This window comes from Pseudomonas paraveronii, assembly GCF_963681955.1.
Lineage (GTDB): Bacteria > Pseudomonadota > Gammaproteobacteria > Pseudomonadales > Pseudomonadaceae > Aquipseudomonas > Aquipseudomonas paraveronii.
This window is the reverse complement of the sequence record NZ_OY817130.1, coordinates 1,057,610-1,080,897: the sequence shown is the minus strand read 5'-3', so window position 1 is coordinate 1,080,897 and position 23,288 is coordinate 1,057,610. Positions and strand designations below refer to the sequence as shown.

At 59.8% G+C, this 23,288-nt stretch carries 21 protein-coding genes and 1 riboswitch; of the genes, 9 read left to right on the top strand and 12 right to left on the bottom strand.

Features of this window, described 5'->3' with window-relative positions:
- Positions 1–92 precede the first annotated feature (92 nt).
- The 4 genes from U5A08_RS04800 to U5A08_RS04785 form a co-directional block, all read right to left on the bottom strand.
- On the bottom strand, positions 93–2,822 hold the full coding sequence (locus U5A08_RS04800; RefSeq protein WP_321850555.1) for a winged helix-turn-helix domain-containing protein: 2,730 nt from the start codon (positions 2,820–2,822) through the stop codon (positions 93–95).
- A 225-nt stretch (positions 2,823–3,047) separates the two neighbouring features.
- Positions 3,048–4,412: a DUF1329 domain-containing protein gene (locus tag U5A08_RS04795; protein ID WP_253393444.1), complete on the bottom strand. Its 1,365-nt coding sequence runs from the start codon at positions 4,410–4,412 to the stop codon at positions 3,048–3,050.
- Between the two features lie 29 nt (positions 4,413–4,441).
- On the bottom strand, positions 4,442–6,301 hold the full coding sequence (locus U5A08_RS04790; protein WP_253393443.1) for a DUF1302 domain-containing protein: 1,860 nt from the start codon (positions 6,299–6,301) through the stop codon (positions 4,442–4,444).
- A gap of 332 nt (positions 6,302–6,633) precedes the next feature.
- Entirely contained in the window at positions 6,634–8,316 is a 1,683-nt protein-coding gene (locus U5A08_RS04785; protein WP_321850552.1) for a fatty acid--CoA ligase, read from the bottom strand.
- 256 nt (positions 8,317–8,572) lie between these two features.
- On the opposite strand from U5A08_RS04785, the gene U5A08_RS04780 reads away from it, so the two are divergent.
- Positions 8,573–10,612, top strand: coding sequence for a lipase family protein (locus tag U5A08_RS04780; RefSeq protein WP_321850550.1), 2,040 nt, complete (start codon positions 8,573–8,575; stop codon positions 10,610–10,612).
- A complete protein-coding gene (locus tag U5A08_RS04775; protein ID WP_321850548.1) occupies positions 10,605–11,675 on the top strand; it encodes a hypothetical protein in 1,071 nt (356 codons plus the stop codon). The genes U5A08_RS04780 and U5A08_RS04775 overlap by 8 nt, the downstream gene beginning before the upstream one ends.
- Before the next feature lie 93 nt (positions 11,676–11,768).
- On the opposite strand, the gene U5A08_RS04770 is transcribed toward U5A08_RS04775, so the two are convergent.
- Positions 11,769–12,401, bottom strand: a complete 633-nt coding sequence (locus tag U5A08_RS04770) for a LysE family translocator (protein ID WP_253393439.1) — start codon at positions 12,399–12,401, stop codon at positions 11,769–11,771.
- An 84-nt stretch (positions 12,402–12,485) separates the two neighbouring features.
- Here U5A08_RS04770 and U5A08_RS04765 point away from each other — a divergent pair, with 84 nt between their 5' ends.
- From U5A08_RS04765 to U5A08_RS04755, 3 genes are all read left to right on the top strand, one after another.
- Positions 12,486–13,451: a 2-hydroxyacid dehydrogenase gene (locus U5A08_RS04765; protein ID WP_253393438.1), complete on the top strand. Its 966-nt coding sequence runs from the start codon at positions 12,486–12,488 to the stop codon at positions 13,449–13,451.
- A gap of 30 nt (positions 13,452–13,481) precedes the next feature.
- Positions 13,482–14,480 (top strand): methyltransferase, encoded by a 999-nt coding sequence (locus tag U5A08_RS04760; RefSeq protein ID WP_321850545.1) that lies wholly within the window; start codon positions 13,482–13,484, stop codon positions 14,478–14,480.
- 50 nt (positions 14,481–14,530) lie between these two features.
- A riboswitch (yybP-ykoY riboswitch) is annotated at positions 14,531–14,652 on the top strand.
- Positions 14,653–14,740: 88 nt separating this feature from the next.
- On the top strand, positions 14,741–15,325 hold the full coding sequence (locus tag U5A08_RS04755) for a TMEM165/GDT1 family protein (protein WP_247396011.1): 585 nt from the start codon (positions 14,741–14,743) through the stop codon (positions 15,323–15,325).
- Between the two features lie 77 nt (positions 15,326–15,402).
- On the opposite strand, the gene U5A08_RS04750 is transcribed toward U5A08_RS04755, so the two are convergent.
- The 4 genes from U5A08_RS04750 to U5A08_RS04735 form a co-directional block, all read right to left on the bottom strand.
- A complete protein-coding gene (locus U5A08_RS04750) occupies positions 15,403–16,221 on the bottom strand; it encodes a M48 family metallopeptidase (RefSeq protein WP_247395959.1) in 819 nt (272 codons plus the stop codon).
- Between the two features lie 155 nt (positions 16,222–16,376).
- Entirely contained in the window at positions 16,377–16,997 is a 621-nt protein-coding gene (locus U5A08_RS04745; protein WP_247395962.1) for an SOS response-associated peptidase, read from the bottom strand.
- 36 nt (positions 16,998–17,033) lie between these two features.
- Positions 17,034–17,294 carry a putative signal transducing protein gene (locus U5A08_RS04740; protein WP_253393435.1) on the bottom strand — a complete coding sequence of 87 codons (261 nt, stop codon included), beginning with the start codon at positions 17,292–17,294 and terminating at the stop codon, positions 17,034–17,036.
- Between the two features lie 11 nt (positions 17,295–17,305).
- Complete coding sequence (locus U5A08_RS04735; RefSeq protein ID WP_247395965.1) at positions 17,306–17,488, bottom strand: CPXCG motif-containing cysteine-rich protein; 183 nt, start codon at positions 17,486–17,488, stop codon at positions 17,306–17,308.
- A 133-nt stretch (positions 17,489–17,621) separates the two neighbouring features.
- On the opposite strand from U5A08_RS04735, the gene U5A08_RS04730 reads away from it, so the two are divergent.
- Positions 17,622–18,785: a 1-acyl-sn-glycerol-3-phosphate acyltransferase gene (locus tag U5A08_RS04730; RefSeq protein WP_321850542.1), complete on the top strand. Its 1,164-nt coding sequence runs from the start codon at positions 17,622–17,624 to the stop codon at positions 18,783–18,785.
- A gap of 121 nt (positions 18,786–18,906) precedes the next feature.
- Here U5A08_RS04730 and U5A08_RS04725 read toward each other — a convergent pair whose 3' ends face one another.
- Positions 18,907–19,164: a hypothetical protein gene (locus tag U5A08_RS04725; protein ID WP_253393433.1), complete on the bottom strand. Its 258-nt coding sequence runs from the start codon at positions 19,162–19,164 to the stop codon at positions 18,907–18,909.
- Between the two features lie 181 nt (positions 19,165–19,345).
- Between U5A08_RS04725 and U5A08_RS04720 the strand changes: the two genes are divergently transcribed.
- Complete coding sequence (locus U5A08_RS04720) at positions 19,346–19,555, top strand: hypothetical protein (protein WP_253393432.1); 210 nt, start codon at positions 19,346–19,348, stop codon at positions 19,553–19,555.
- Between the two features lie 54 nt (positions 19,556–19,609).
- On the opposite strand, the gene U5A08_RS04715 is transcribed toward U5A08_RS04720, so the two are convergent.
- On the bottom strand, positions 19,610–20,194 hold the full coding sequence (locus U5A08_RS04715; RefSeq protein ID WP_247395969.1) for a YajG family lipoprotein: 585 nt from the start codon (positions 20,192–20,194) through the stop codon (positions 19,610–19,612).
- A 193-nt stretch (positions 20,195–20,387) separates the two neighbouring features.
- On the opposite strand from U5A08_RS04715, the gene U5A08_RS04710 reads away from it, so the two are divergent.
- Both U5A08_RS04710 and mqo read left to right on the top strand, forming a co-directional pair.
- A complete protein-coding gene (locus tag U5A08_RS04710; RefSeq protein ID WP_253393431.1) occupies positions 20,388–20,621 on the top strand; it encodes a hypothetical protein in 234 nt (77 codons plus the stop codon).
- Between the two features lie 727 nt (positions 20,622–21,348).
- Entirely contained in the window at positions 21,349–22,857 is a 1,509-nt protein-coding gene (gene mqo / locus U5A08_RS04705) for a malate dehydrogenase (quinone) (protein WP_253393430.1), read from the top strand.
- A gap of 62 nt (positions 22,858–22,919) precedes the next feature.
- On the opposite strand, the gene U5A08_RS04700 is transcribed toward mqo, so the two are convergent.
- Positions 22,920–23,207, bottom strand: coding sequence for a PA4642 family protein (locus U5A08_RS04700; protein WP_321850538.1), 288 nt, complete (start codon positions 23,205–23,207; stop codon positions 22,920–22,922).
- Positions 23,208–23,288: the final 81 nt, after the last annotated feature.

Genomic DNA, 23,288 nt, shown 5'->3' with positions numbered 1-23,288 from the left:
CGAATCTCGCCAGAATAATTGCACTATTAAACCAGACTGGAGTGGCTTCGCAGCCCACCGCGAGCAAGCTCGCTCGTCACGGCGTTCACTCTTTAACCAATCAACCGCAGCTCCTGCGCCCGCGCCACCGCCTGGGTGCGCCGCTCCACCCCCAGTTTGCTGTTGATATGGCTGGCGTGGGTCTTGACCGTGTGCAGGGAAATGAAGAGTCGCTTACTGATTTCCTGGTTCGAACAGCCTTGGGCGATCAGTTGCAGTACCGCCAGCTCGCGGACGCTCAGGGTTTGATGGTTGGGCGCCGGCTCGCTGACCGCGACGGCCGGCAGCAACGCCAACAGGCACTGGTTCAATACCCCATGGGGATCTTGGCCAAGTTGATCGCGCATCCAGTCGGGATACCCTTCAAGCAATCGCTGGAAAGGTTGCAGCGCCCCCCCGGCCCCGGCTTCAAGTGCGCGGACCAATACCTCTCGCGCTTTGGCCTCCAGGCCGTTCTCCAGCAGCAACTGCGCCTGCTGGGTCAGCGCCATCAGGGCAATCATCTGGCGCCCGCTGCTGTGGGCGTGTTGCGCCAGGTCTTCGAGCCGCTGGAGTGCCGCCGCCGGTTGATGGCGGATGGCATCCAGCGCGGCCTGCTGCAGCTCGATATGCTGTGGCAGATGCGGATGAAACTCCGGGGCGGCCGCCGCGTGTTCACCGTTGTAGGTTTGCCCCAGGCGGGTCAGCCAGGCGTCGGCCAGGTCGGTACGCCCCTGGGCTAGCCAGAGCTCGCATTTGATCAGGGTGATCATTGCCAGGTAGTAAATCGGCGGCACGTCCCAGATGTGCATCAGACGTTCGGCCTCGGCCAGTTCGGCGAAGGCTTTGGCGAAGTCGCCGCGGCGCCCTTCGAAGTTGGCAATCACGCAATGCCCGATCAGCACGCTGATATCCCGGCAGGCGCGGGCTTCGGCCAGGCCGGCGCGCAGGCGGTCCAGGCCGGCTTCCGGCTGATAACGCGTCAGCAGCAGGTAGCCTTCGTAAAGCGCTAATCGGGCGCGCACGGCGTATAGCCGCTGGGGCGACAGGTCGTGCAAGCGCTGCAGGCCTTGGCGCACTTCATCCAGCGAGCGCAGGATTTCGCCGCGCGCCTGCAAGACCCGCGCTCGGTCGTAATGGGCCAGGGCCTCGAACAGGGGGTTGCCGACGCGCTGCGCCAATTCGAGGGATTCGCGGTTCAAGCCACGGGCGCGCCACAGGTCGGCGTCGACGATCGCCAGGTTGGAGAGGGTCGACAGGCACATCAGGCGCTGACCATAACGGCGCTGCGGCAGGCTTTCCAAGGCTTCGCTGCAATAGCGCTGGGTCAGCTCGCGGTCGCCTCGGCCCCGGGCGATGATCCCGCTCAGCGCCAGCCACTGCGCCAGCATCGACTTCTGCGCGGTGACCGATGGCGCCGGCAGGAAGCGGCTGAGGTAGCCCGAGAGTTCTTCCGCCGCATCCAGCTGACAGGCCAGGCCCAAGGCCCAGCTGTACAGCACGATCAACCGGGGCGTGCTGATCAGCAGGCTGTCGGGCAGGTCCATTTTCCAGCGTAGGAGCATGCCGACGTTCTGCTCGGCCAGCAGTTGCTCCTCGGAGAGGTTCTGCACCAGGTTCGCCGCCACATCCAGATGACCGGCGCGCAACGCCTGCTCGACCGCTTCATCGATCAGCCCCTGGGCGTTGAACCAGCGACAGGCGCGCAGGTGCAGGCTGGCGGGCGGCAGCACGGCGCTGCTCGCGCGCCGGGTGCGCAGCAGGTCGGAAAACAAATGGTGGTAACGGAACCAGTGCCCCTGCTCGTCCAGCGGCACCAGAAATACCTGGTGAGCCTGCAAGTAACGCAGGATTTCCGCGCTGTCATGGGCATCGCGTATGGCGTCGCACAGTTCACTGCAAAAGCGTTCCTGCGAAGCGGTTTCATAGAGGAATGCCTGGACTTCCGCCGGCAGGCAATCGATCACTTCTTCCAGCAAATAGTCGCGTATCAAGCCTTCGCCGCCGTGCAGACTCTGCGGTAAGGCGCCTTCATTCCCCGCTTCGGAGGCCGCCAACAGCCAGAAACGCAAGCCGGCGACCCAGCCTTCACTGCGCCGGATCAAATTATCCAGCGCCTCGCCGCGCAGCGAACTGCTGTGGCGATCCAGCACCGCCAGGGATTCGGCGTGGGTCAGGCGCAGGTCTTGCTCATGCAACTCCAGCAGGTGCCGAGACAGGCGCAAGCGCGCCAGGTGCCAGTCTGGGCGCTGGCGACTGGTAACCAGCACCAGCAGGCCATCGGGCAAATGATTGAGGAAAAATTGCAGGCAGCGATCAAGCACAGGGCCCTGGGCCAAATGGTAGTCATCCAGCACCAGCAACAAAGGCGCACGCGTGGACAAATGCACCGCCAGCTCATCGAGCAAGCCATCGAGCCATTCTTCAAAGGCAAACGGCTGGTGACGCTGACGCATTTTCAGCAGGCCCAAGGATTGGGCACCCAATTGCGGGAAGTATTGTTGCAAGCCGTCGAGCAGCCGCTCGAGGAAACGACCGGGGTCGTTATCCCGTGGGCTCAGGCCCAACCAAAGACTTTGCCAATGGGCCGGCAGACTCTGACAGAACTCGACCGCCAGCGAACTCTTGCCGAACCCCGCGGGGGCGCAGACCAGTAGCAATCGCCCTTCCAGGCCGGCGCTCAGCCGTTCGCACAGGCGCGGTCGCAGCACGTAGCCGTCAGGCAACGGAGGCCTGTAGAAGCGACCTTCCAGGGTCGGGATTACCGCGCTGGCAGGCCCGTGGATTCGGGACAGATCAGTCATCGCCGGGCTCTTGTAGAAGGCTGTTGTCGGCATTGCAGATGTCCGCAGACTAGCGGTAAAAACGGCGGGTTTGTAGATCTTTGCAACATTTGCCTGAAAAAGAACTGCGACAAAAAATGTGGGAGGGAGCTTGCTCCCGATTGCGCTGGGTCAGCCAATAGATTTATTGGCAGTCAGACCGCTATCGGGGGCAAGCCCCCTCCCACATTTGGCTACGCGTGCAGCTTAGCGAACACCGTCCTGGCGCAGGGCCGCCGGGCTGAAGTCGCTGATGCCGGAGATGAAGCCAAAGTCATACGCCTGCTTCTCTTCGTTCTTCATGCCCAGGGCCAGGTAACGGCCGGACTGCAGGTCGTAGAGGGTTTCCAGGGCGTACCACGGCACTTGCTTGTCGTAGTAGTTCTCGGCATGGGCTTCGGCGACGCGCCACAGTTGGCCGCGACCGTCGTAGTGATCGATCACCGCCGCTTGCCAGGTGTCTTCGTCGATGAAGAAATCACGCTTGGCGTAGATGTGGCGCTGGCCTTCCTTCAGGGTCGCGACCACGTGCCACACGCGGCGCAGCTCGTAGCGTGCGAGGTCCTGGTTGATGTGGCCGGCCTTGATGATGTCGACGTACTTGAGTTTCGGATCGTCGATCTTGTAGCTGTTGGAGGCGATGTAGATTTCTTTCTTGCCTTCCAGTTTCCAGTCGTAGCGGTCCGGCGCACCGTTGTACATGTCGAGGTTGTCGGAGGTACGCAGGCCGTCGGCGGCGGTGCCCGGCCCGTCATAAGACACTTGCGGCGCCCGGCGCACACGACGCTGGCCGGCGTTGTAGACCCACGCCGAGCGCGGTTCCTTCACCTGGTCGAGGGTTTCGTGGACCAGCAGCACACCACCGGCCAGACGCGCCGGCGCGGTCACTTGCTGCTTGAAGTAGAACAGCACGTTGCCGGGGTTTTTCGGGTCGAAGTCTTTCATCTTGTCGCGAAACACGAACTGGTCTTTGAAATACACCAGGCTGAACGAACCGTTGGTCTGCGGCGTGGCCTGAGTCACCAGGCGGGTCACGCTGCCGCCACGGTAGCGGGTGATGTGGTTCCAGATGACTTCAACGCCGCTTTTCGGAATCGGGAACGGCACGGCGGTTTCGAAGTTTTCCAGGCCGTTACCGCCGGACACTAGGTTGGTGGTGGTGGCGTTCTTCTTGATCGAGGCAAACACCTCGGCCGGTACGGTGGCGCCGCGATGGGTCGGGTAGACCGGCATCTTGAAGGTTTCCGGGTAGCGCTTGAACATCGCGTACTGCCCCGGCGCCAGCTTGTCTTTGTATTGCTCGACGTTTTGCGCGGTGATGGTGAATTGCGGTTGCTCACTGGCGTAAGGGTTGGCCAGGAAGCCACGGGCGTCGACGGCGCCAGCATTCGTCGGCAACGGCGACCACTTAGGAATGGTGCCTGCGGCGTTACCGGCCATTTCGGCGCCCATCGGGGTCAGGGTCGTGCCCAACTTGGCGGCCTCATCCGCCGATACCGCCGCCATGACGTTACTCGCCAGGATCGACAGCCCAAGCACACCGACGTGCAACAGACTTTTAGTTATTTTCATGTTCTGGTTCTTCCTGAAATGCAGTGTGCTTAGAAGTTGGCGCCGAAGCTCAGGGCAACGAAGTCGCGGTCATCCACCGTACTGAACTTGCCACCAAAGAAGTTGGTGTAAGCCAGGCTCGCGGTATAGGTGTTCTGGTATTCAGCATCCAGCCCCAGGCTGACCGCTTTGCGACCCTCTTCAAAGTTACCGCCAGGGCCTGGAGAATAACCTTTTACGTCGTGGGACCAGGCCACGTTAGGCTTGAGGTTGACCCCGGCGAAGACGTCCGGATATTCCCAGATGGCGCGTGCGCGGTAGCCCCAGGACGTCGCGGTAGTGAAGCCATCGTTGTTGCAGTTGGTGTTTAGGTTAGCCGCGTTGGCTAGGCCCCCGCCTTGCGCCGTCGAGTTGTTGAGTGCATTACAGAAGCCGCCTGGCAGCTCCCCCGGACCAAAGACCGGGTCACGGCCATAGCGCGCTTCTGATCTGCTTTCCAGGCCACCCACATGGGTCACACCAATTTCACCCACGGTGGTCAGGCGACTTGCACCCATGACTTGGTCGAAGAAGTGCGTGAAGGTGGTCTGGAACTGGGTCACTTCCTTACGGTTATAGCCATGCAGATCCTGGCCTGGACTCCCCTTCAACACCGATGCATTGCCGTAGCCTGGGAGTGGGGTGACACCCGCGTAGAGGATGTCGGTGGTGCTCAGTTGAACAGGGGCGTTAGGGCGATAGCTCAACTCACCACTCCACGCGGTGCCTGTAGGCAAGGTGGTGGAGAAGCTCAGACCATACAGACGAATGTCTTCAGGGTATTCGACGAAATAGTTGGAGTTGCCCGCGACCACCAGTGGGCGCAACGACCCCGGCAGGCCGGTTGGCCCCGTATAAGCAGATTGCGGTGCGCCCTGGGCGCTGAAAATAGGCGCACGGCTGTGGTAATTCATGAAGTAAGCGCCGAACTCCGTGTCCAGCGGCTCGAAGTTGTAATGGAATGCAACACCAAATTGACCACTATCGCGAGCGTCGCGATCCGCACCACGGCGAACGAGAACACCCTCGTTATTGACGTCCACACCATTGGCAGCAAGACCGGGGAGGACTGCACCAGGCAGGAAACGGCGGCTGTTAAGCACCCGCAGGTTGTCGCTGCAACCGTCGGATATCACGTCCGGCTGCGAAAAAAACGTTCCACAGTTATCCGTGACGGTCTGGTCCCATTCCAACTGATAAAACGCCTCGGCCGACAGATTATCGGTCAAGGTTTGCGACATATAGAACATGTTGACCGGAATCAAGCCCTCCTTGATCTCAGCCCCCGGGCGACGGAACGCCGACACGTCGATCGGGTTGATGGAGTTGATGCCGCCACCGATAAAGGTACTTTCACCCCAGCTCACTACCTGCTTGCCAAACCGCACGTTGCCTGGCTGATCGGCAATGGCGTAGTTGTGGTAGATAAACGCGTCGAGAATCTGCCCGCCGGAGGACTTGGCGCCTTCCTTGCGGTTGTTGTCGCTGATGTCCTTGAATAGGCGGCTTTCATCTTTCAACTCAAAGTCATACCAGTACTTGCCCCGCACAAACACACCGGTGTCGCCGTATTTCAGCTCCAGGTCATGGATACCCTTGAAGATCTTCGAGAACGTCTCGCCGCGCTTGAAGTTCAAGTGGCCGTCATCGGAGGTCTGGGACAAGCCCTTGCCACCATTGTTGACGCCGATCAGGTCGCGGTTGGCCTTGGCTGTCGACCAGCTGGCCCCCACCGAAAGCGACGAATCGAAGCTACCTTCGATTTCACCAATGTTGAAACTGACGCCGAATGCCGGCCCGGCGAGCGTAGAGGCGAGACTGACAGCCAGGGGCAATCTTGCCCGGCGCCAGAACTGGTTTACTGAGGTCATCGACGCTACTCCATGTGCATTATTGTTATGGCAGTGAGTTCTTTCTGTGATGCATGTAACGGCCGGAATACAACGATTCCAATGCCGCCCCGGCAACCGAGCCCCCGTGGCTCGAAGCGCAACATCCTTGAAAAACTCTGAGAGGGACTATAGCCAGCAGGGGGTACCGCTTGATCCCTCTAAAGTGTGATTTGCATCACCGACCCGTCTGCCACAGCCCTTTCGCCACGTCGACGAAGGCCGACGCGGCAAGGATGGCTGAAAATCGGAAAATCACAAGTGAAGCCGCGAGATAGAGCATTGCCGTGCCCGAACGGGCACGGCGAAGGGCATCAAAGGGTGGACAGGAACGTACTGTTGTTGGCCTGCCATTCAATGATGTCGATGCGGATACGTTTTTTGTCGAGCTTGCCGACACTGGTCTTGGGAATTTCAGTAACAATGGCGATCTGGCTTGGAATCGCCCACTTGCTCAAGTGGCCCAATTCCACGAACGGCTTGAGGTGTTCCTTGAGCTCGCGAGCCCCTATCACATGGCCATCACGCACCACCAGCAAGGCAAACGGGCGCTCGCCCCACTGCGGGTCGGCGATGCCCACCACCGCTACTTCGCGTACCGCCGGGTGGCGGCTGACCAGGTCTTCAAGGGCCAGGGACGAGACCCACTCGCCGCCGGTCTTGATCACGTCCTTGATGCGGTCGCGGATATCGATCACCCCAAACGCGTCGAGGGTCGCCACGTCGCCGGTGTGCATCCAGCCACCTTCCCACAGCTCGGCGCCCTTTTGCGGCTCGTTGTAGTAGCCCTCGGTCAGCCACGGCGCACGCAACACCAACTCGCCCTGAGACTCGCCATCGGCAGGCAGGAAATGGCCGTCGCTGTCGATGATCGCCGCTTCCACCAAGGGCCCGGGCACACCGGCCTTGATGCGGTAACTGGTGCGCTCGTCTTCGGTGCCGGCCATCAGCTCATCGTTAAGATGGGCGCAGGACACCAGCGGCCCGGTCTCGGACATGCCATACGCAGCGGTCAGCTGAATCCCACGGACCTTGGCCGCTTCATACAGCGTGCGGTTGAGGGCGCTGCCGCCAATGACGATTTTCCAGCCGCCAAAGTCCACACCCTGGGCGGCCTTGGCGTTGAGCACCATTTGCAGGATGGTCGGCACACAGTGGGAGAAGGTGACCTTCTCCTTGCGCCACAGCTCCACCAGGTATTCCGGATCGTAACGGCCGGGGTAGACCTGTTTCAGGCCCAGCATGGTGGCCACATACGGCAGGCCCCAGGCATGCACATGGAACATCGGCGTGATCGGCATGTACACGTCGTTGGTGCCCAGCAGGCGCACGCTGTCGACACTGCCCATGATGGTCGCCACGCCAATGGTGTGCAGCACCAATTGGCGATGGGTGAAGTACACGCCCTTGGGGTTGCCGGTGGTGCCGGTGGTATAGAAGGTGGTGGCGACAGAATTTTCGTCAAAATCCTCGAAATCGTATTTTGGGCTGGCGGCGGCCAGCAGGGTTTCGTACTCCCCCACCAGATTGGGCAACTCGGCGGTTTTCTCGGCAGCATCGGTCAGCAATAACGTCTTATCGACAGTGGCGAGCTGCCCCGCGATGGCCTGGTAGAGCCCCACGAACTCGCTGTTGACCAGCACAAAGCGGTCCTCGGCGTGGTTCATGGTGTAGAGAATCTGTTCCGGCGACAGGCGCACGTTGATGGTGTGGATCACCGCGCCGATCATCGGGATCGCGAACATGCATTCCAGGTAACGGTGGCTGTCCCAGTCCATCACAGCGACGGTATCACCGGCCTTGACCCCGGCGTCAGTGAGCACATTGGCCAGGCGCGCGACCCGCTCGATCAGGGTCGGATAGGTGTAGCGCAGCTTGTCGCGGTAGATGATTTCCCGGGTCTTCTCGTAACGGGCCCCGGACATCAGCAGGCGTTTGATCAACAGCGGATATTGGTACGCACCTTCGGCGGGCGGGATAACACGGGTCTGCAACATACGAATCCCTTTTTATGACTGCACGGTCTTGGCTTGAAGACCTGCACTGTAGAGACGTTAGGTGCCGGCCAAATCAGCCAAAGGAATGATTTGCAGCCTCCTGTGAATGCTAGCTTTGCGCCAGTATCCGCTTCGGGACATAAGCAAATAAGATCAGGAAGCACCCTTCGCTGAAAGGCGAACCTTCCGACATTCGTCACGGATAGCAACTCTTTACGCTTTGGACTTTCGTCGCACCCATCGCTAAAGGACCGCTATGCACAACGATCCCATGCACCGCACGGACACACTCAACCCGAACAAGGATTTCATCGGCGGCAAACAGAAACGGCATTGGATAGAGTTCCAATTGCTGGATGAGCAGGGCGAGCCCCTGGCGAACCTGCCTTACCGTGCGGTGAATGAGGCCACTCGTGAGCGTGTTGTGCCGGAGTTTCTTGGCCAAAGCGATGCCGAGGGTGTGATTCGCATCGAGGGCTTGCATCCGCTGCCTATCACGTTGTTGATGGAGGCCAACCCTTTGGCCGATCAACTGCAAACGCGTCGTTTGCGTGCTGAGCGCGCGGAGCCGCCTCGACCGGTTATCGGGGATCGTACACCGCTGTATGGCCCGCAACGCTCAGGCTTTTCGCCGATTGAGAAGCAGGCGCTGGCTGCGGGGCGCTGTTACCACTATCTACGAATCGGTCAATTATGTGACCGACAACCAACATTCCAGCCCCCCTTGAATGATTCGAATCAGCTACCGGCGTTTCATTTCCCGGAACGAAAGTTCAACGGCTTCACCGTCAGTGGCGATGAACTGGACCGTCGTCATGTGCTGGAAGTCTGCCCATTTCGCGCCTGGTCTCTGATGTTGCATCACCAGTCTGGGTACAGCCTGGTCAATGCCTACAACCTGGGGTTGATGAGTATTCTGGCGTATAGCACGCGGGATGAACGCGAACTGGGTTCCGTCAACGAGTTTTTCGAGCAGCAATGCCTGGATTTGTCACGTACACCTCGGGTTTGGGATAACGGCCAGGCATGGCCATGTGTGGTGGTTGATGTGCCTTTTAGTGATCGTTATTTGACGATCAAAGCCTTGGATACCGCTAAGGCAGACGTGCCGGAAGGTCATACCCAGTTGTTTTACGCTATCAGTGTTTCCCAAGTGTTGGTGGCTTGGCGTGGCACTGAGATGGAAGGGCTTGCTGACCTCATCACCGATGCGACCTTTCGTCCTGTGAAACCGGAGATCGCTGCGGTTTGCGAGCCTAAGGTTCCTTGCCCTGACCTTACTGCTGTGGGCAGTGTGCACCTTGGCTTTCGCGATGCATTTGAGGTAGCGAGAAGAGTTTTTGATACTGATTTTGGCAAGACGATTCTTGGTGGTGTTCGCGATAAAAAATTGTTCATCTGCGGCCATAGCCTGGGCGGCGCCCTCGGCCTCATCCACGCGGCCTCGCTGAAAAACCATAACCCCCTGCTCTACACCTACGGCATGCCCCGCACCTTCACCCTCCATGCCGTACAGTTTTTGGGCGACTTATGGCACTTTCGCCATGTCAATGACATGGACGCCATTCCTCGCGTCCCCCCCGAGGCCGCGTTGGACAATTACCTATATGACGCCTATGGCCCTGTCGGCCTGCTCGCTGGGTTTAGTTGGTCGCTACGTCAAGCCGTCTCCAGCGCAGTATTCAAACATGAAGACCCGTTCAGCCATCACGGTGAGATCGCCATGTTTTTCCGGGCTGAGCAACACCAGCAACAGGAGATCACACCATACCCCGCTTACCGCAAACCCGATGGCACGCCCTATCGCAGCACTATCGCCTACGAACTGCCGGAAAAAGCCAAGCTGTATTTGGTCCCCAGCCTGAGCGAGGACGGTGACCAGCAAGTCGAGCAGGCCACGCAGTGCCTGAACACGTCGCTGAACGCCGAAAGTCGTGCCCGGTTCTTCCCTCGCTACAGCAACCCGACGACGGGGCGAATGCCGCGTATTGGCGATCACTTCATGTCGCAATACCAACCCTATATCCATAACCAATTACTGGAATCGATTGACGCCGAGCGCGATCCATTGCTGGAGCGACAGGTCCAACGGCGCAAGTTCGAACAACAGCTAAAGGATTACTACGGGAGCATTCACGAGGACGAACTGGCCCGCAATCGCGTGTTCCTCGACTTACAGCGTCTGGTAGACCAAGCCCTGCATATCACCCAGCAAGTAGCAGGTGGCGCCGAGGCGCTGCAGCGCTTTAACGCCATTGCCGACCCAAAAGCTTATTACGAGAAAACCTATGGTTAAGCCTATTCACACGCGAAAGGACGAAATCCGGCTCCTCCGCCTGCTCACGGTTGTGTGCGCGATGTTTTTCAGTCTCAGTGGATGCCGTCAGGACCACAGCCTGGCCCCGCCTGCTAACAGCGAAAAAATAACCGTCACCGTGAAACTGCCCAAGGAGCTGAAAACCGAAACTATGTGGGTGATGTATCGCTCACCCATTTGTAAGCGTGTCGACTACGGCGCCAGCGGCCAGCGCACTGAACGGGATGGTCATCACTCGGTTTACAAGGAACTGGAGCGCCAGGGGCAGAGTGATCTCTACCAAGTAGAACTGCCGAAAGATGGCGGTGGCGCGTGCCGCTGGCATTTGGCGAATGTGACCTTTGGCGTGGTTTATGCCGATCCGACGCGTTTTGGCGAGAATGTGACCTCTGGGGGAGGCGGGGGCGTGGTTGTGATATTTGACTACAACGACTCGCCACGGGGTGGGGCTGATATCAAGGTTGAAGGCGATCTGACGATCAAGAAGGATTACTACCCTTGGGTCGATGAAGAGTTTTTGGGGCCTTACAAAAAAACTGTGGGCTTGGCCGGCGAGGGCAGCATTTACCTCAGTTACCAAGCATTACAGGCGCGGCAGGTATATTTCGAACCAGTCATACATTCCGATTTCATAGTTTATTCGGCGGGGCCAAAGGAAAAAAAGGAGGGAAACCACACCGCTTTCACCTATCCCGATGGTAGTGTCGTGGCAGATGGTCAATCGACGCCAGACTTCTGGAAACTACAAAGCCTGCGCACAGGACGCGCGCCCGAGTGTTTTTCACGCTGGCGTTATGCCGATTGTCTGGACCCCCGCCCGCAGCTGTTACCCGACTGGCTCCCAGAACCGGATAAGCCCGGGTTTGGGCGCTACCTCATTGTGGACGAATGGGGGAAAAGACTGCCTTCGTATAGCTATAGGCTGGTCGGTAACAACGGTCAAATATTCGAGGAGAAGACAGATGTCGAGGGGCTTACCGACCCCTTACCGGAAAGCGCCCATCCAGTACGTGAAGTCGATTTCCCCAACAGGAGATGGTGATGCCGCCTATACAAAAAATGGCTTTCGAACCCGCTGGTTCCGCCAAGGACAAAACCATATTCCATCTTGGTGCCGGTCGTAAGAGAGTTCGACTCATTTCATACTGGTAAACGCCAACTTCACCCCAATCGCAATCAACACCGCCCCCATCGTCCGATCAAACCAATGCCCCATCCGCGCAAACCCTGCACGCACCCGCTGCTGGCTGAACAACATCGCCACCAGGCAGAACCACAGCGCCGTGGCCACCGCCAGGTACACGCCATAACCCGCCTGCACCGCCAGCGGTGTGTGCGGGTTGATCACCACGGTAAACAGCGACAGGAAGAACAACGTGGCCTTGGGGTTCAAACCGTTAGTCACAAAGCCTGCGGTAAATGCCCCGCGTGGGGTGCGTTCGCCGACTTCGCGGTGCAGTTCGCCTTCAGCGGCAGGCTTGGCCGGCTGTGCGCGCAGGGCCTTGAAGCCGATGTACAGCAGGTAAGCCGCCGCCGCCCATTTCAGCGCGTTGAACAGCACGATGGACTGGGACACGATCAAGCCGATGCCGAGCAACGAGTACCCCACGTGCAGGAAAATCGCCGAACCCACGCCCAATGCGGTCCAGGTCCCGGCGCGGCGGCCGTGGGTGACACTTTCGCGGACCACCACCGCGAAATCCGGGCCGGGGCTGGCTACCGCCAACAGGTGAATCAGGGCCACGGTCAAAAACTCGGCGACGTACATACTCACTCCATTAAGTAACAGATTATTTCATCTGATAGGCTCGGTAGATTACGCCTTCGAACCCTGTCACAAAAGGTACAGTTGATGACGAACAATCGCCGCGCCGTCTTCCTCGATCACCCATCCCTCGACTTGGGGGACCTCGACCTCAGCGAGTTGCGAAACTGCTTCAGCGACCTGCAGCTGTTTGAGCAGACCACGCCGCAGAATGTGCTCGAACGCCTGCAAGGCGCCCAAGTCGCCATCAGCAACAAGATTGCGCTCAACAGCGAAACCTTGGCGGCCTGCCCCGAGCTCAAGCTGATCCTGGTGTCAGCCACCGGCACCAATAACGTCGACCTTGAAGCCGCCCGCACCCATGGTGTCACCGTGAGTAACTGCCAGGGCTACGGCACACCGTCGGTGGCGCAGCATACGATCATGCTGCTGCTGAACCTGGCGACGCGTTTGAACGACTATCAGCGGGACGTGAAGGCCAGCAAATGGCAACAGGCCAAGCAGTTCTGCCTGCTGGATCACCCCATCGTCGAACTCGAAGGCAAAACCCTCGGCCTGCTGGGCCATGGCGAACTGGGCAGCGCCGTCGCGCGGCTGGCCGAAGCCTTCGGCATGCGCGTCATACTCGGCGCTATTCCCGGGCGCCCTGCCCGCGCCGATCGCGTGCCGCTGGATGAACTGCTGGCGCAGGTCGACGCGTTGACGCTGCACTGCCCGCTCAACGAACACACCCGCGACTTGATCGGCGCCCGCGAGCTGGCGCTACTCAAGCCCGGCGCGTTTATCGTCAACACCGCGCGCGGTGGCTTGATCAACGAACAGGCCCTGGCCGATGCCTTGCGCAATGGGCACCTGGGCGGCGCGGCGACCGATGTGCTGAGCGTCGAACCCCCGGTGCATGGCAACCCGCTGCTGGCCGACGACATCCCGCGCTTGATCGTTACGCCCCACAATGCCTGGGGCAGTCGCGAAGCGCGACAGCGGATCGTCGGTCAACTGGCGGAAAACGCCCGCGGCTTTTTCAGCGGCGCCCCGCTGCGCGTCGTCAGTTGATAAACTGCGCCCCTTTTCAAGGAGCAGACCATGGATCCGCGCAGTGAAGTACTGCTTCGTCAGGCCGAACTTTTTCAAGGCAACCTGCTGCTCGTGGGGTTACCCGCCGACGATTTGCTCGGCCGCCTGCCCAATGCGCATGGCTGGTGCTGGCATGCCGGTGACCAGGCGGCGCTCGACGCACGTTTCCCCGAGCGCAGCCAGTTCGGCGTGAATGTGCCGCAGCGCGCGTTTGATGCGGCAGTGATCTTCCTGCCCAAGTCCAAGGACTTGACCGACTACCTGCTCAACGCCGTGGCCGCGCGCCTGCCCGACGCCGAGCTGTTTCTGGTGGGGGAGAAAAAAGGCGGTATCGAAAGCGCCGCCAAGCAGATGATCCCCTTCGGCAAACCGCGCAAACTCGATAACGCACGCCACTGCCAGTTGTGGCAGGTCACCGTGGCCAACGCGCCGCAAGCGGTGGAGCTGGAGAGCCTGGCGCAGGTTTTCGAAGTGCCGCTGGCCGAAGGGCCGCTGAAGGTGGTGAGCTTGCCGGGCGTATTCAGCCATGGCCGCCTGGATCGCGGCACCGAATTGTTGCTGGAACACTTGGACAAACTGCCCAGTGGCCACCTGCTGGACTTCGGTTGCGGCGCTGGAGTGTTGGGCGCGGCGGTCAAACGTCGCTACCCGCACAATGCGGTGACGATGCTGGATGTGGACGCCTTCGCCACCGCCAGCAGCCGCCTGACCCTGGCGGCCAACGGTCTGGAAGCCGAGGTGCTGACGGCGGATGGCATCGACGCCGCGCCGATGGGCTTGAACGCGATCCTGAGCAACCCGCCGTTCCATGTGGGAGTCCACACCGACTACTTCGCCACGGAGAACTTGCTGAGAAAAGCCGCGAAACACCTGGCAAAAGGCGGCGAACTTCGGCTGGTTGCCAACAGTTTCCTGAAGTACCAGCCACTGATCGAAGAGCACTTGGGCGTGTGTGCGATCAAGGCCGAAGGCAATGGTTTTCGCATCTATCGCGCCAAGCGCGGCTGACCGGCGTTTGCAAAAGAACACTTGCCGAATGGATTTCGCCTAGGCAGAATCCGCTCCGTCCTAGGGGAGTAGTCTCCCACGAGCGCCACGCTCGTCCGGCATACGTCAACATACTTGGTCAACAGACCATGGCGTATGCGACCCAGGAGTCCGCTCAGACGGACCGGGGTTTGACAAGACCTATGACACGCACACCTTACCCGGGGCGGGAAGGCTGTACGTGTCATAGCCGTGTCGACCCGCCCCTGGAAACCAACCTGATGCTCGATTCACTGCTCGTCCCTACCGCAATCGTTGCCTTGGCCGAAATCGGCGACAAGACCCAACTGCTCGCGCTCATCCTTGCCGCACGCTTTCGCAAACCCTGGCCGATCATCGCCGGCATCATCGCCGCGACCCTGGCTAACCATGCCGCCGCCGGTGCCGTGGGTGCCTGGTTCGGTAGTTTCTTCTCGACAGCGGTGCTGCACTGGATTCTCGCGGCGAGCTTCTGCGCCACGGCGCTGTGGACCCTGGTGCCGGACAAACTCGACGATGACGAAGCCAGTACCTCGCGCAAGTTCGGGCCGTTCCTGACCACCCTGATTGCGTTCTTCCTCGCCGAAATCGGCGACAAGACGCAGATCGCCACGGTGATGCTGGCGGCGCAATACCCTGAGCTGTGGCTGGTGATTATCGGCACCACCCTGGGCATGTTGATTGCCAACGTACCGGTGGTTCTGGCGGGGAATTTTGCCGCGGAGAAATTGCCACTGACCTTGATTCGTCGACTGGCGGCTACGGCGTTTTTCGTCCTGGCGATCGTGGCGGTGTACAAGGCTATGCAGAGCAGCGGCTGGATCTAAGGATCTAAGCCTGCAAACCCAAATGTGGGAGGGGGCAAGCCCCCTCCCACATTTGGGTCTTCATAAGCGTTGGAATATCAGGACTTCTTGGCCTGTTGGTAGAGCGGCATCACCTTCGGAATCGCCGCCTGCAACGAGGCGATCCGACTGTCGGAGGCCGGGTGAGTGCTCATGAACTCCGGTGGCGAGCCTTCCGAAGCCTTGGCCATTTTGTTCCACAACGTGATGGCGGCGTTCGGGTTGTAACCGGCACGGGCCGCCAGCTCCAGGCCGATCAGGTCCGCTTCGTTTTCATTGCTGCGGCTGTTGGGCAAGGTCATGCCGTAGTTGGCCACGGTATCGGCCAGCGCCAGGCTGTCCTGGCCCAGGCCGAACAACGCGCCGGCGCCTTGCTTGGCCATCTCGATGCCGTAGGCTTTGGACATGGCTTCACGGCCATGTTCACGCAAGGCGTGGGCGATTTCATGGCCCATCACCGCCGCCAGTTCGTCATCGGTGAGCTTGAGGTTGTCGATCAACGCGCTGTACACGAAGATCTTGCCGCCCGGCCCGCAGTTGGCGTTCATCTCATCGCTCTTGATCAGGTTCACTTCCCACTTCCATTGCGCCGCATCCGGACGGAAGGTGGGCGCCTGGGCGATCAGGCGGTTGGCGATGGCCTGCACGCGCTTGGCGTTGGCGCTGGTCTTGTCGACCAGGCCTTTGCCGCCGGCCTCACCCAGGGTCTGCTGGTAGGACTGCGCATACATCTGGTCGACTTCCTGGCTCGACAGCATGCTGAACATGTACTGCTTGCGCTCCACCCCAACGGCACCGCCGCTGGTGGTGTTGACCGACTGACACCCGGCCAGCAGCACCGCCGCCGCCAATACACTTACGGCCAATGATTTTTTCATCAACACACTCTCCCTGAAAGACGCCCTGAAAACATGGCGCGTATCCTAGGCGGTGATTTGTATCGGCGCCAGATACATCAGACGTGTAGACGCTAAATTTCGGATACATCCCACATTCCCGCCACAGCAACAGGCTGGATCAATCCGATCAAAATTCAAGCCGGGGTCAGGCACTCCGGCCCATTGAGTTTGGGATCGTTGACCATGTTGGCCAAAACCCGCTCGCGCAAAGGGACGGGCTCACTGGCCAGCAACCCCTGTAATACGTGCAAGGGCGTTTCGGGATTCAGCCACGCCTCCTGCCCCGCCGCGTCCAGAATCAACGGCCGCCGCTGACTCTGCGCCGCCTGCGTCACCACCGCCGTGCTCAACCACACCTGCTCCTGCACTGGATACGCTTCCCAGATAGCCGCGAAAAACAGCGTCGAACCTTCCCCTGGCGTCAGCCAGTACGGCCGCTTGCGCTGAGTGCCACGCCATTCGTAGAAACCGTTGGCCGGCAGCAGGCAACGGCGTTGACGAAACGCTTCGCGAAACATCGGTTGCTCAGCCAGGGTTTCGGCGCGGGCATGCGCCGGGGTGCGGGAAAGGTCCGTCAGCCATGGCGGTGTCAGGCCCCAACGGGCACGCGCCAGGGTGCGCTGGCCGTCGGCGGCGCGCTGGATCAGCACCGAATCATTCGGAGAAATATTCCACTGGGCCTGCTGATCCGCCGGAAAGCCCGGCAAGGCAGCAAACGTGGGATTCCAGCGAAACAGGGCATAACGTCCACACATGGGGCAACACGACTCTTGGGTAAACCGACCGACAGCCTAACAGACCAATACATCAGGGAAGTTGTCGGGTTCATCACCGGGCAACGGTTGCGCGCCGTTATAGATGGTGATCAGCTCGCGGGCGGAGGCGGCCTGGTCATTGTCCACCTCCAGCCCCAGCAGCCCGAAAATCGGCAACTCGCCCGTACCACCGAGCAAATGGGCCCCCACCAAATGCGCCTCGATCCCTTCGCTGGCGAGCATCTGCTGCAGTAACTCGCCTTCCATCAGGTTTTCCGGTTCATAGATTCGCTGCATGGGCGCACCTGCTATTCGTTTTCGCTGCGAGTTTCGAGCATCCACTCTTCACCATGGACCTGCAGGCTGAAAATGATCGGTCGGCAACACACCTGGCAGTCTTCTATATAGGTCTGGTCACCGCCGGATAAATCCACCGTGGTCTCCACCACCTCGCCACAATAAGGACAATCGTACAGCGCAGTTTCCAGCATCGCAGTCTCCCAAGTGACTTGTGCGTATAATCGCCGGTCTATTTACAGGGTTATATTTCGGCCGAGCCCATTACTCAGGCCGCACCCTGGTATTTCCTCTACTTACCCTAGCCGTTTCTAACAAGAGAGCATGATGGGCGAATTCGATACCATCCGACCTTACAACGACAGCGAAGTCTCGGCAGTGCTGGAGCGGCTGTTCAGTGACAAGGCCTTTCTGGACATCCTGACCCACTTCCGCTTCCCGCGCTTTGCCGGCGCCTTGGGCTGGCTGCTCAAGCCAATGATCGCCCGCAAGCTGCGCCGTGAATTCGCCGGTGTCACCACCGTGGCTACGCTGCAGGACAAAGTCGAGTATTACGTCGACCACACCATTGATCGAGCGACCGACGGCGTGACCTATACCGGCGTAGAACAGCTCAAATCGGGCACCGCCTACGTCTTTTTGGCTAACCATCGCGATATCGTGATGGACCCGGCCTTCGTCAACTATGCCGTGTATCACGCCGGCCTGCCGACGCCGCGTATCGCGATTGGCGACAACCTGCTGCAAAAACCGTTTGTCAGCGACCTGATGCGCCTGAACAAGAGTTTCATCGTGCACCGCTCGATTACCGGGCGAAAGGAGAAAATGGCGGCGTACCAACTGCTGTCGGCTTACATCAACCATTCGATCCGCCACGACTGCCAGTCGATCTGGATCGCCCAGGCCGAAGGGCGCGCCAAGGATGGGGATGACCGTACCGAATCGGCGATCCTCAAGATGTTTCACGTCAGCCGCAAGGACGAGCCGTTTGCCGAGGTGATCCAGTCGCTGAACCTGACGCCAGTGTCCATCAGCTACGAGTACGACCCATGCGATGCCGCCAAGGCCCGCGAGTTGTACATCCGCGCCACCACCGGCACCTACACCAAGGCCCAGGGCGAAGACGATGTGAGCATTGCCCTGGGCATTACCGGCTACAAGGGCCGGGTGCATGTGAACTTTGCGCCGCCGATCACCGAGCGTTTCGAGGACACCAAACTGCTCGCCGTGGAAATGGACCGGCAGATTCTCGGGGGTTATCGCTTATTCCCGGTTCACTACCTGGCATATGCCCAGTGGACTGACGCCGACCCGCAATTGCAGGTGCCCAAGGCAGCGGATATCTTCCCGGCCGACGAGCTGGCCAAGGCCAAGGCGGAGTGGGAGCGGCGCTTGAACGAGTGCCCGATCGAACACCGGCCGTTTCTGGTGGTGCAATATGCAACACCAGTACGCAATCAATATCGGGTCAAGGCGGGCATCCCGCTGTAATACACCTATCCAAACCTGTGGGAGCGGGCTTGCCTGCGATGCGGTGGTTCAGTCACAGATGTACCGACTGTTACTCCGCTATCGCGAGCAAGCCCGCTCCCACAGTCGTTTCAGGGCGCAACTAAAAACGCGTACTGATCCATGAGCTCAGCAGCGCGAGCCCCAGGCAGGCGAAACCAACACGATAAGCCAGGCGATGCGCCCGTTCGGTGCGCACATCCAGAAACAGCATGGGCTGGTCGATGGCGCGCTCTTCGCTTTGCGCGGCGAGCCTGGCCATGGCGCGCTGTTCCTTCAAACGGGTAATGAATAGCAGCGCAGCCCCAGGGCAAGCCACTAATAGAGCAACAACATTGATCAGCAGTCCGGGCAGCGCCATCACAAACCTCGTTGAAACAGTGCCTTGGTATCAGTTCAGATACAAACCTGAACGATAGTCGCCTCCTGCGCCTAAAGCTCCCTCCCCCATTGACGGCTAATGTATCCAGTAATTTCCGGCGTCACCTGAACGTCACCTTAACCGTTCACTCTATGGCCCTTCGAACACTCGGGAGCTTGTCATGTTGCACGCGCAAAACCAGGATCGGCTGTATTTGATTGCCCCAAGCGATGAGCAAGAGGCGCTGATCGGCGGCCTCGCGTTCAACGTCCAGGACCGCCACTGGCTGGTGTATTGCGCCCTTGGCGGGCACCAGCATGCGGACCTGCCGGAGACAGATCTGCTGACCGGAGTGAGCATGCTCGACTTCGGTATCGACACCGCGGCATGAAACGCCAGGCAAAAAAAACCGGGCTCAGCGCTGAGCCCGGTTTTTTATCAACCGTTATTGCGAGCTGAGCAGTTGGCCGATGCTCGGGTCCTTGAACAACCGGGTCAGGGCGTCGCTCAAGACATCGCTGACGAGCTTGGTGTTGGTTTCCTGGTTCGGTGACATGCCGAAGCGCTGGTTGAGGGACGCACCGTAACGGCCGCTGTAGCGACGGGTGCCGGCGCTGACGTCGGACTTGAACGTCGCACCGATAGAGGCCTCAGTCACGTACAGGCCTTCTTTGGGCGACTGGTATTTCAGCTCGGCCAGGGTGATGGTCAACTGCGGAGCGCCCGGCGAGTTCGCCGGGGTAAAGCCGAGCAGACGCACCGCTGCTTCAGCCTGGGCTTGCAGTTTGGGGAGCACGTCGGCGGCGCTTACCGACACCAGCGCGGTCTCCGGATACAGGCCACCACGGGAGCCCAGGGTCGGCGAAGGACGACCATCCACCACACGCACCGATACCGGCTGACCGTGACCCACCGGAGCCAACTGCGTGGTGAGCTTCGGTTGCGGGCTGAGTTGTTGCGGGCTATTGGCGCAGCCAACCAGGGCCAAACTGGTCACAGTGATCAAACCGAACAACAGGCGTTGCAACATGCTCTTCTCTCCAGAAATCGAGTACCGACAGGCCAGCAGTATAGCGGGCGGCCCTCGCCGGGAACTAGCGTCAGTTACAACCTATGACTTGTGGGCACTGTAGGGGTTCGATGTCACCTCTATGTCACAGTCGATACACGGACTCGTCATCCCCCGCAGGCATGCTTGGTCTCAATCTCAGGAGGCCGATCCCATGTCTTTTCTCTGGTCGCTGTTTACACGCAAGCCCGCCCTTCGCCAATTTGCCCTGCTCGATGCGCAAGGTCGTTGCCAGGCCTTCAAAGAGTGCAGCCAGCCTCCGGTCGGCGATGACTGGGTGGAAATCGAAGAAATTCGCTTGAGCTGGATGCACCACCCACTGCCCGCCAGCGCCCGCATCAGCGCGCGCTCGGCACAGCCGGCGCATCACCAGCCGTTGACCGCCTGACCAAACGCCTAATAAAAGTCATAAAACACGCCCATTTCCTTAGCGTTCTTCGCTACAATCTCCCCCCGATTATAAGGACGTCTCCTGATCGGGCCTCGCAACATCGTTAATGCCTCGGCATTAGCCCCCCAGATCGCCCACAGAGAGCCGCCCACACAGATCGTGTGAAGCTGGCGCGCTTGCTGTTTTCTTTGCAATCCACCCGCCTTTACCGAATCTGCCAGAGCTGCCATTGCGCTCGGCCACTTGAGTTGTTTGCCCGTTTTGCCGCATGCCGGCAAGGTTTTCCGGGCCAGGTGCCAGGCTGGGCAGCCCTTTTTTGAGGTTCACGTCTTCAAAAGAGCGTGAAAAAAACGGGTTTTCACAACTTCACAAGAGTGTGGCGAGCAAATGAATAGTTTGGCGTTTGTACAAGCACCATCAGCGTCTGGAACAGCCCAATCACACAGGACCGAGTACTCCTTAAAAACCGGAGCTTGAGCCTGTCCGCTACGGATTGATTGCACTAATCGCACGCCGTTGACCATAAGTCGAATTGCCACAGTCGCCCATGAATGCGTTCATAGGCAGATTAGCCCGGCAGGAAGCGTGCGCTGAAGTTGCAAAGAATTGCGAAACGGACATGGCGATCCTGGCCATGGGTAACCTGGGGCAACACGTGAACCGCCCCGTCACTCCTGGCAGCCATGCCGTCAATTTGGTGCTGCAGATTTTGGAGACGCGTTAAATGGCGCATAACGAAGCAGTCGACGTAGTACTGGTAGGGGCCGGCATCATGAGTGCCACCCTGGCCGTACTGCTCAAAGAGCTCGACCCCGGCCTCAAGCTGGAAGTCGTTGAGCTGATGGACTCGGGTGCCGCGGAGAGTTCCAACCCGTGGAACAACGCCGGTACCGGCCACGCCGGGCTGTGTGAGCTGAATTACACACCCCAGGCCGCCGATGGTTCCATCGACATCAAGAAAGCCGTCCACATCAACACCCAGTTCGAGGTGTCGAAGCAGTTCTGGGCGTACCTGACCAAAAAAGGCACCTTTGGCTCGTCCAAGTCCTTTATCACCCCAGTGCCGCACCTGAGCTTCGTGCAGGGCGACAAAGGCGTGGCATTCCTCAGAAAACGCTTTGAAACCCTCAGCAAGCACCACGCATTTTCGGATATGCGCTATACCGAAGACCGCAACGATATGGCTGCGTGGATGCCACTGATGATGCCGGGCCGCCCGCTCGACGAAAAAATCGCCGCGACCCGCGTGCAGAACGGCACCGACGTCAACTTCGGCGCCCTGACCAACCAGTTGCTGAGCCACCTGACCAGCTCGCCCGATGCGCAGGTCAAGTACAGCAAACGCGTGACCGGCCTCAAGCGCAATGGCGCGGGCTGGACCGTGAGCATCAAGGACGTCAACAGCGGCAACAGCCGCGACGTGGACGCCAAGTTCGTGTTCCTCGGCGCCGGCGGTGCGGCCCTGCCGCTGCTACAAGCCTCGGGTATCGAAGAAAGCAAAGGCTTCGGCGGCTTCCCGGTCAGTGGCCAGTGGCTGCGCTGCGATAACCCGGAAGTGGTCAAGCACCACCAGGCCAAGGTCTACAGCCAGGCCGCCGTGGGTTCGCCACCGATGTCCGTGCCGCACCTGGACACCCGCGTGGTCGACGGCAAGAAGTCCCTGCTGTTCGGGCCTTACGCCGGTTTCACCACCAAGTTCCTCAAGCACGGCTCGTTCCTTGACCTGCCGATGTCGGTACGCGCCGGCAACATCGGCCCGATGCTGGCCGTGGCCCGGGACAACATGGACCTGACCAAGTACCTGGTCAGCGAAGTGATGCAGTCCATGGAGCAGCGCCTGGAATCCCTGCGCCGCTTCTACCCGGAAGCAAAAGCCGAAGACTGGCGCCTGGAAGTGGCCGGCCAACGGGTGCAGATCATCAAGAAAGACCCGAAAAAAGGCGGCGTGCTGCAATTCGGCACCGAGTTGGTCGCGGCCAAAGACGGCTCGCTGGCGGCGCTGCTGGGCGCGTCCCCGGGCGCGTCGGTGACGGTGTCGATCATGCTCGAACTGATCGAGCGTTGCTTCCCGGCCAAGACTGCGGGCGAGTGGGCGGCCAAGCTGCACGAGATCTTCCCGGCCCGTGAAAAGGTCCTGGAGACCGACGCCGAGCTGTACCGCAAGATCAACGCGCAGAACAACATCAGCCTGGAACTGGTTGAGCACAACAACGAAGCTGAAAGCTACGCTTAAGGCCTCGAGATAAAAAAGCCCCGCTTCTCGATCTGAGAAGCGGGGCTTTTTTTCGCCTGCGATCAGCCGCGGGCGTTATCGATCAGCTCAATGTACTCGGCGGCGTTGCGCTGGTCCTTGATCAGGTCGACGAAGGTCTGGCCATGCTCGTCCTCGCCGTCGAGGTCCAGGCCGGCTTGCTTGAAGAAGCCCAGGAAGCGCTCGAAGTCGTCGATACGCAGGCCACGGTAGGCCTTGATCAGCTTGTGCAGGGACGGTGAAGTCGCGTCGACCGGCTCGAAGTCCAGGAACAACTTGATTTGATCGTCGCCGATCTCGTCACCAATCACCTGTTTCTTATCTTTACGCATTACCGACTCCAGCCTGCAGACATTTACACGGGGGGTTGAAGTCTACCTGCGAGGCGCCGGCTTCGAAAGCACTGAGAACCA

Excerpts from the sequence above, each read along its gene's own strand:
- U5A08_RS04800 (WP_321850555.1), bottom strand. The coding sequence starts at position 2,822 with ATGACTGATCTGTCCCGAATCCACGGGCCTGCCAGCGCGGTAATCCCG.
- U5A08_RS04795 (WP_253393444.1), bottom strand. The coding sequence starts at position 4,412 with ATGAAAATAACTAAAAGTCTGTTGCACGTCGGTGTGCTTGGGCTGTCG.
- U5A08_RS04790 (WP_253393443.1), bottom strand. The coding sequence starts at position 6,301 with ATGACCTCAGTAAACCAGTTCTGGCGCCGGGCAAGATTGCCCCTGGCT.
- U5A08_RS04785 (WP_321850552.1), bottom strand. The coding sequence starts at position 8,316 with ATGTTGCAGACCCGTGTTATCCCGCCCGCCGAAGGTGCGTACCAATAT.
- U5A08_RS04780 (WP_321850550.1), top strand. The coding sequence starts at position 8,573 with ATGCACAACGATCCCATGCACCGCACGGACACACTCAACCCGAACAAG.
- U5A08_RS04775 (WP_321850548.1), top strand. The coding sequence starts at position 10,605 with ATGGTTAAGCCTATTCACACGCGAAAGGACGAAATCCGGCTCCTCCGC.
- U5A08_RS04770 (WP_253393439.1), bottom strand. The coding sequence starts at position 12,401 with ATGTACGTCGCCGAGTTTTTGACCGTGGCCCTGATTCACCTGTTGGCG.
- U5A08_RS04765 (WP_253393438.1), top strand. The coding sequence starts at position 12,486 with ATGACGAACAATCGCCGCGCCGTCTTCCTCGATCACCCATCCCTCGAC.
- U5A08_RS04760 (WP_321850545.1), top strand. The coding sequence starts at position 13,482 with ATGGATCCGCGCAGTGAAGTACTGCTTCGTCAGGCCGAACTTTTTCAA.
- U5A08_RS04755 (WP_247396011.1), top strand. The coding sequence starts at position 14,741 with ATGCTCGATTCACTGCTCGTCCCTACCGCAATCGTTGCCTTGGCCGAA.
- U5A08_RS04750 (WP_247395959.1), bottom strand. The coding sequence starts at position 16,221 with ATGAAAAAATCATTGGCCGTAAGTGTATTGGCGGCGGCGGTGCTGCTG.
- U5A08_RS04745 (WP_247395962.1), bottom strand. The coding sequence starts at position 16,997 with ATGTGTGGACGTTATGCCCTGTTTCGCTGGAATCCCACGTTTGCTGCC.
- U5A08_RS04740 (WP_253393435.1), bottom strand. The coding sequence starts at position 17,294 with ATGCAGCGAATCTATGAACCGGAAAACCTGATGGAAGGCGAGTTACTG.
- U5A08_RS04735 (WP_247395965.1), bottom strand. The coding sequence starts at position 17,488 with ATGCTGGAAACTGCGCTGTACGATTGTCCTTATTGTGGCGAGGTGGTG.
- U5A08_RS04730 (WP_321850542.1), top strand. The coding sequence starts at position 17,622 with ATGGGCGAATTCGATACCATCCGACCTTACAACGACAGCGAAGTCTCG.
- U5A08_RS04725 (WP_253393433.1), bottom strand. The coding sequence starts at position 19,164 with ATGGCGCTGCCCGGACTGCTGATCAATGTTGTTGCTCTATTAGTGGCT.
- U5A08_RS04720 (WP_253393432.1), top strand. The coding sequence starts at position 19,346 with ATGTTGCACGCGCAAAACCAGGATCGGCTGTATTTGATTGCCCCAAGC.
- U5A08_RS04715 (WP_247395969.1), bottom strand. The coding sequence starts at position 20,194 with ATGTTGCAACGCCTGTTGTTCGGTTTGATCACTGTGACCAGTTTGGCC.
- U5A08_RS04710 (WP_253393431.1), top strand. The coding sequence starts at position 20,388 with ATGTCTTTTCTCTGGTCGCTGTTTACACGCAAGCCCGCCCTTCGCCAA.
- mqo (WP_253393430.1), top strand. The coding sequence starts at position 21,349 with ATGGCGCATAACGAAGCAGTCGACGTAGTACTGGTAGGGGCCGGCATC.
- U5A08_RS04700 (WP_321850538.1), bottom strand. The coding sequence starts at position 23,207 with ATGCGTAAAGATAAGAAACAGGTGATTGGTGACGAGATCGGCGACGAT.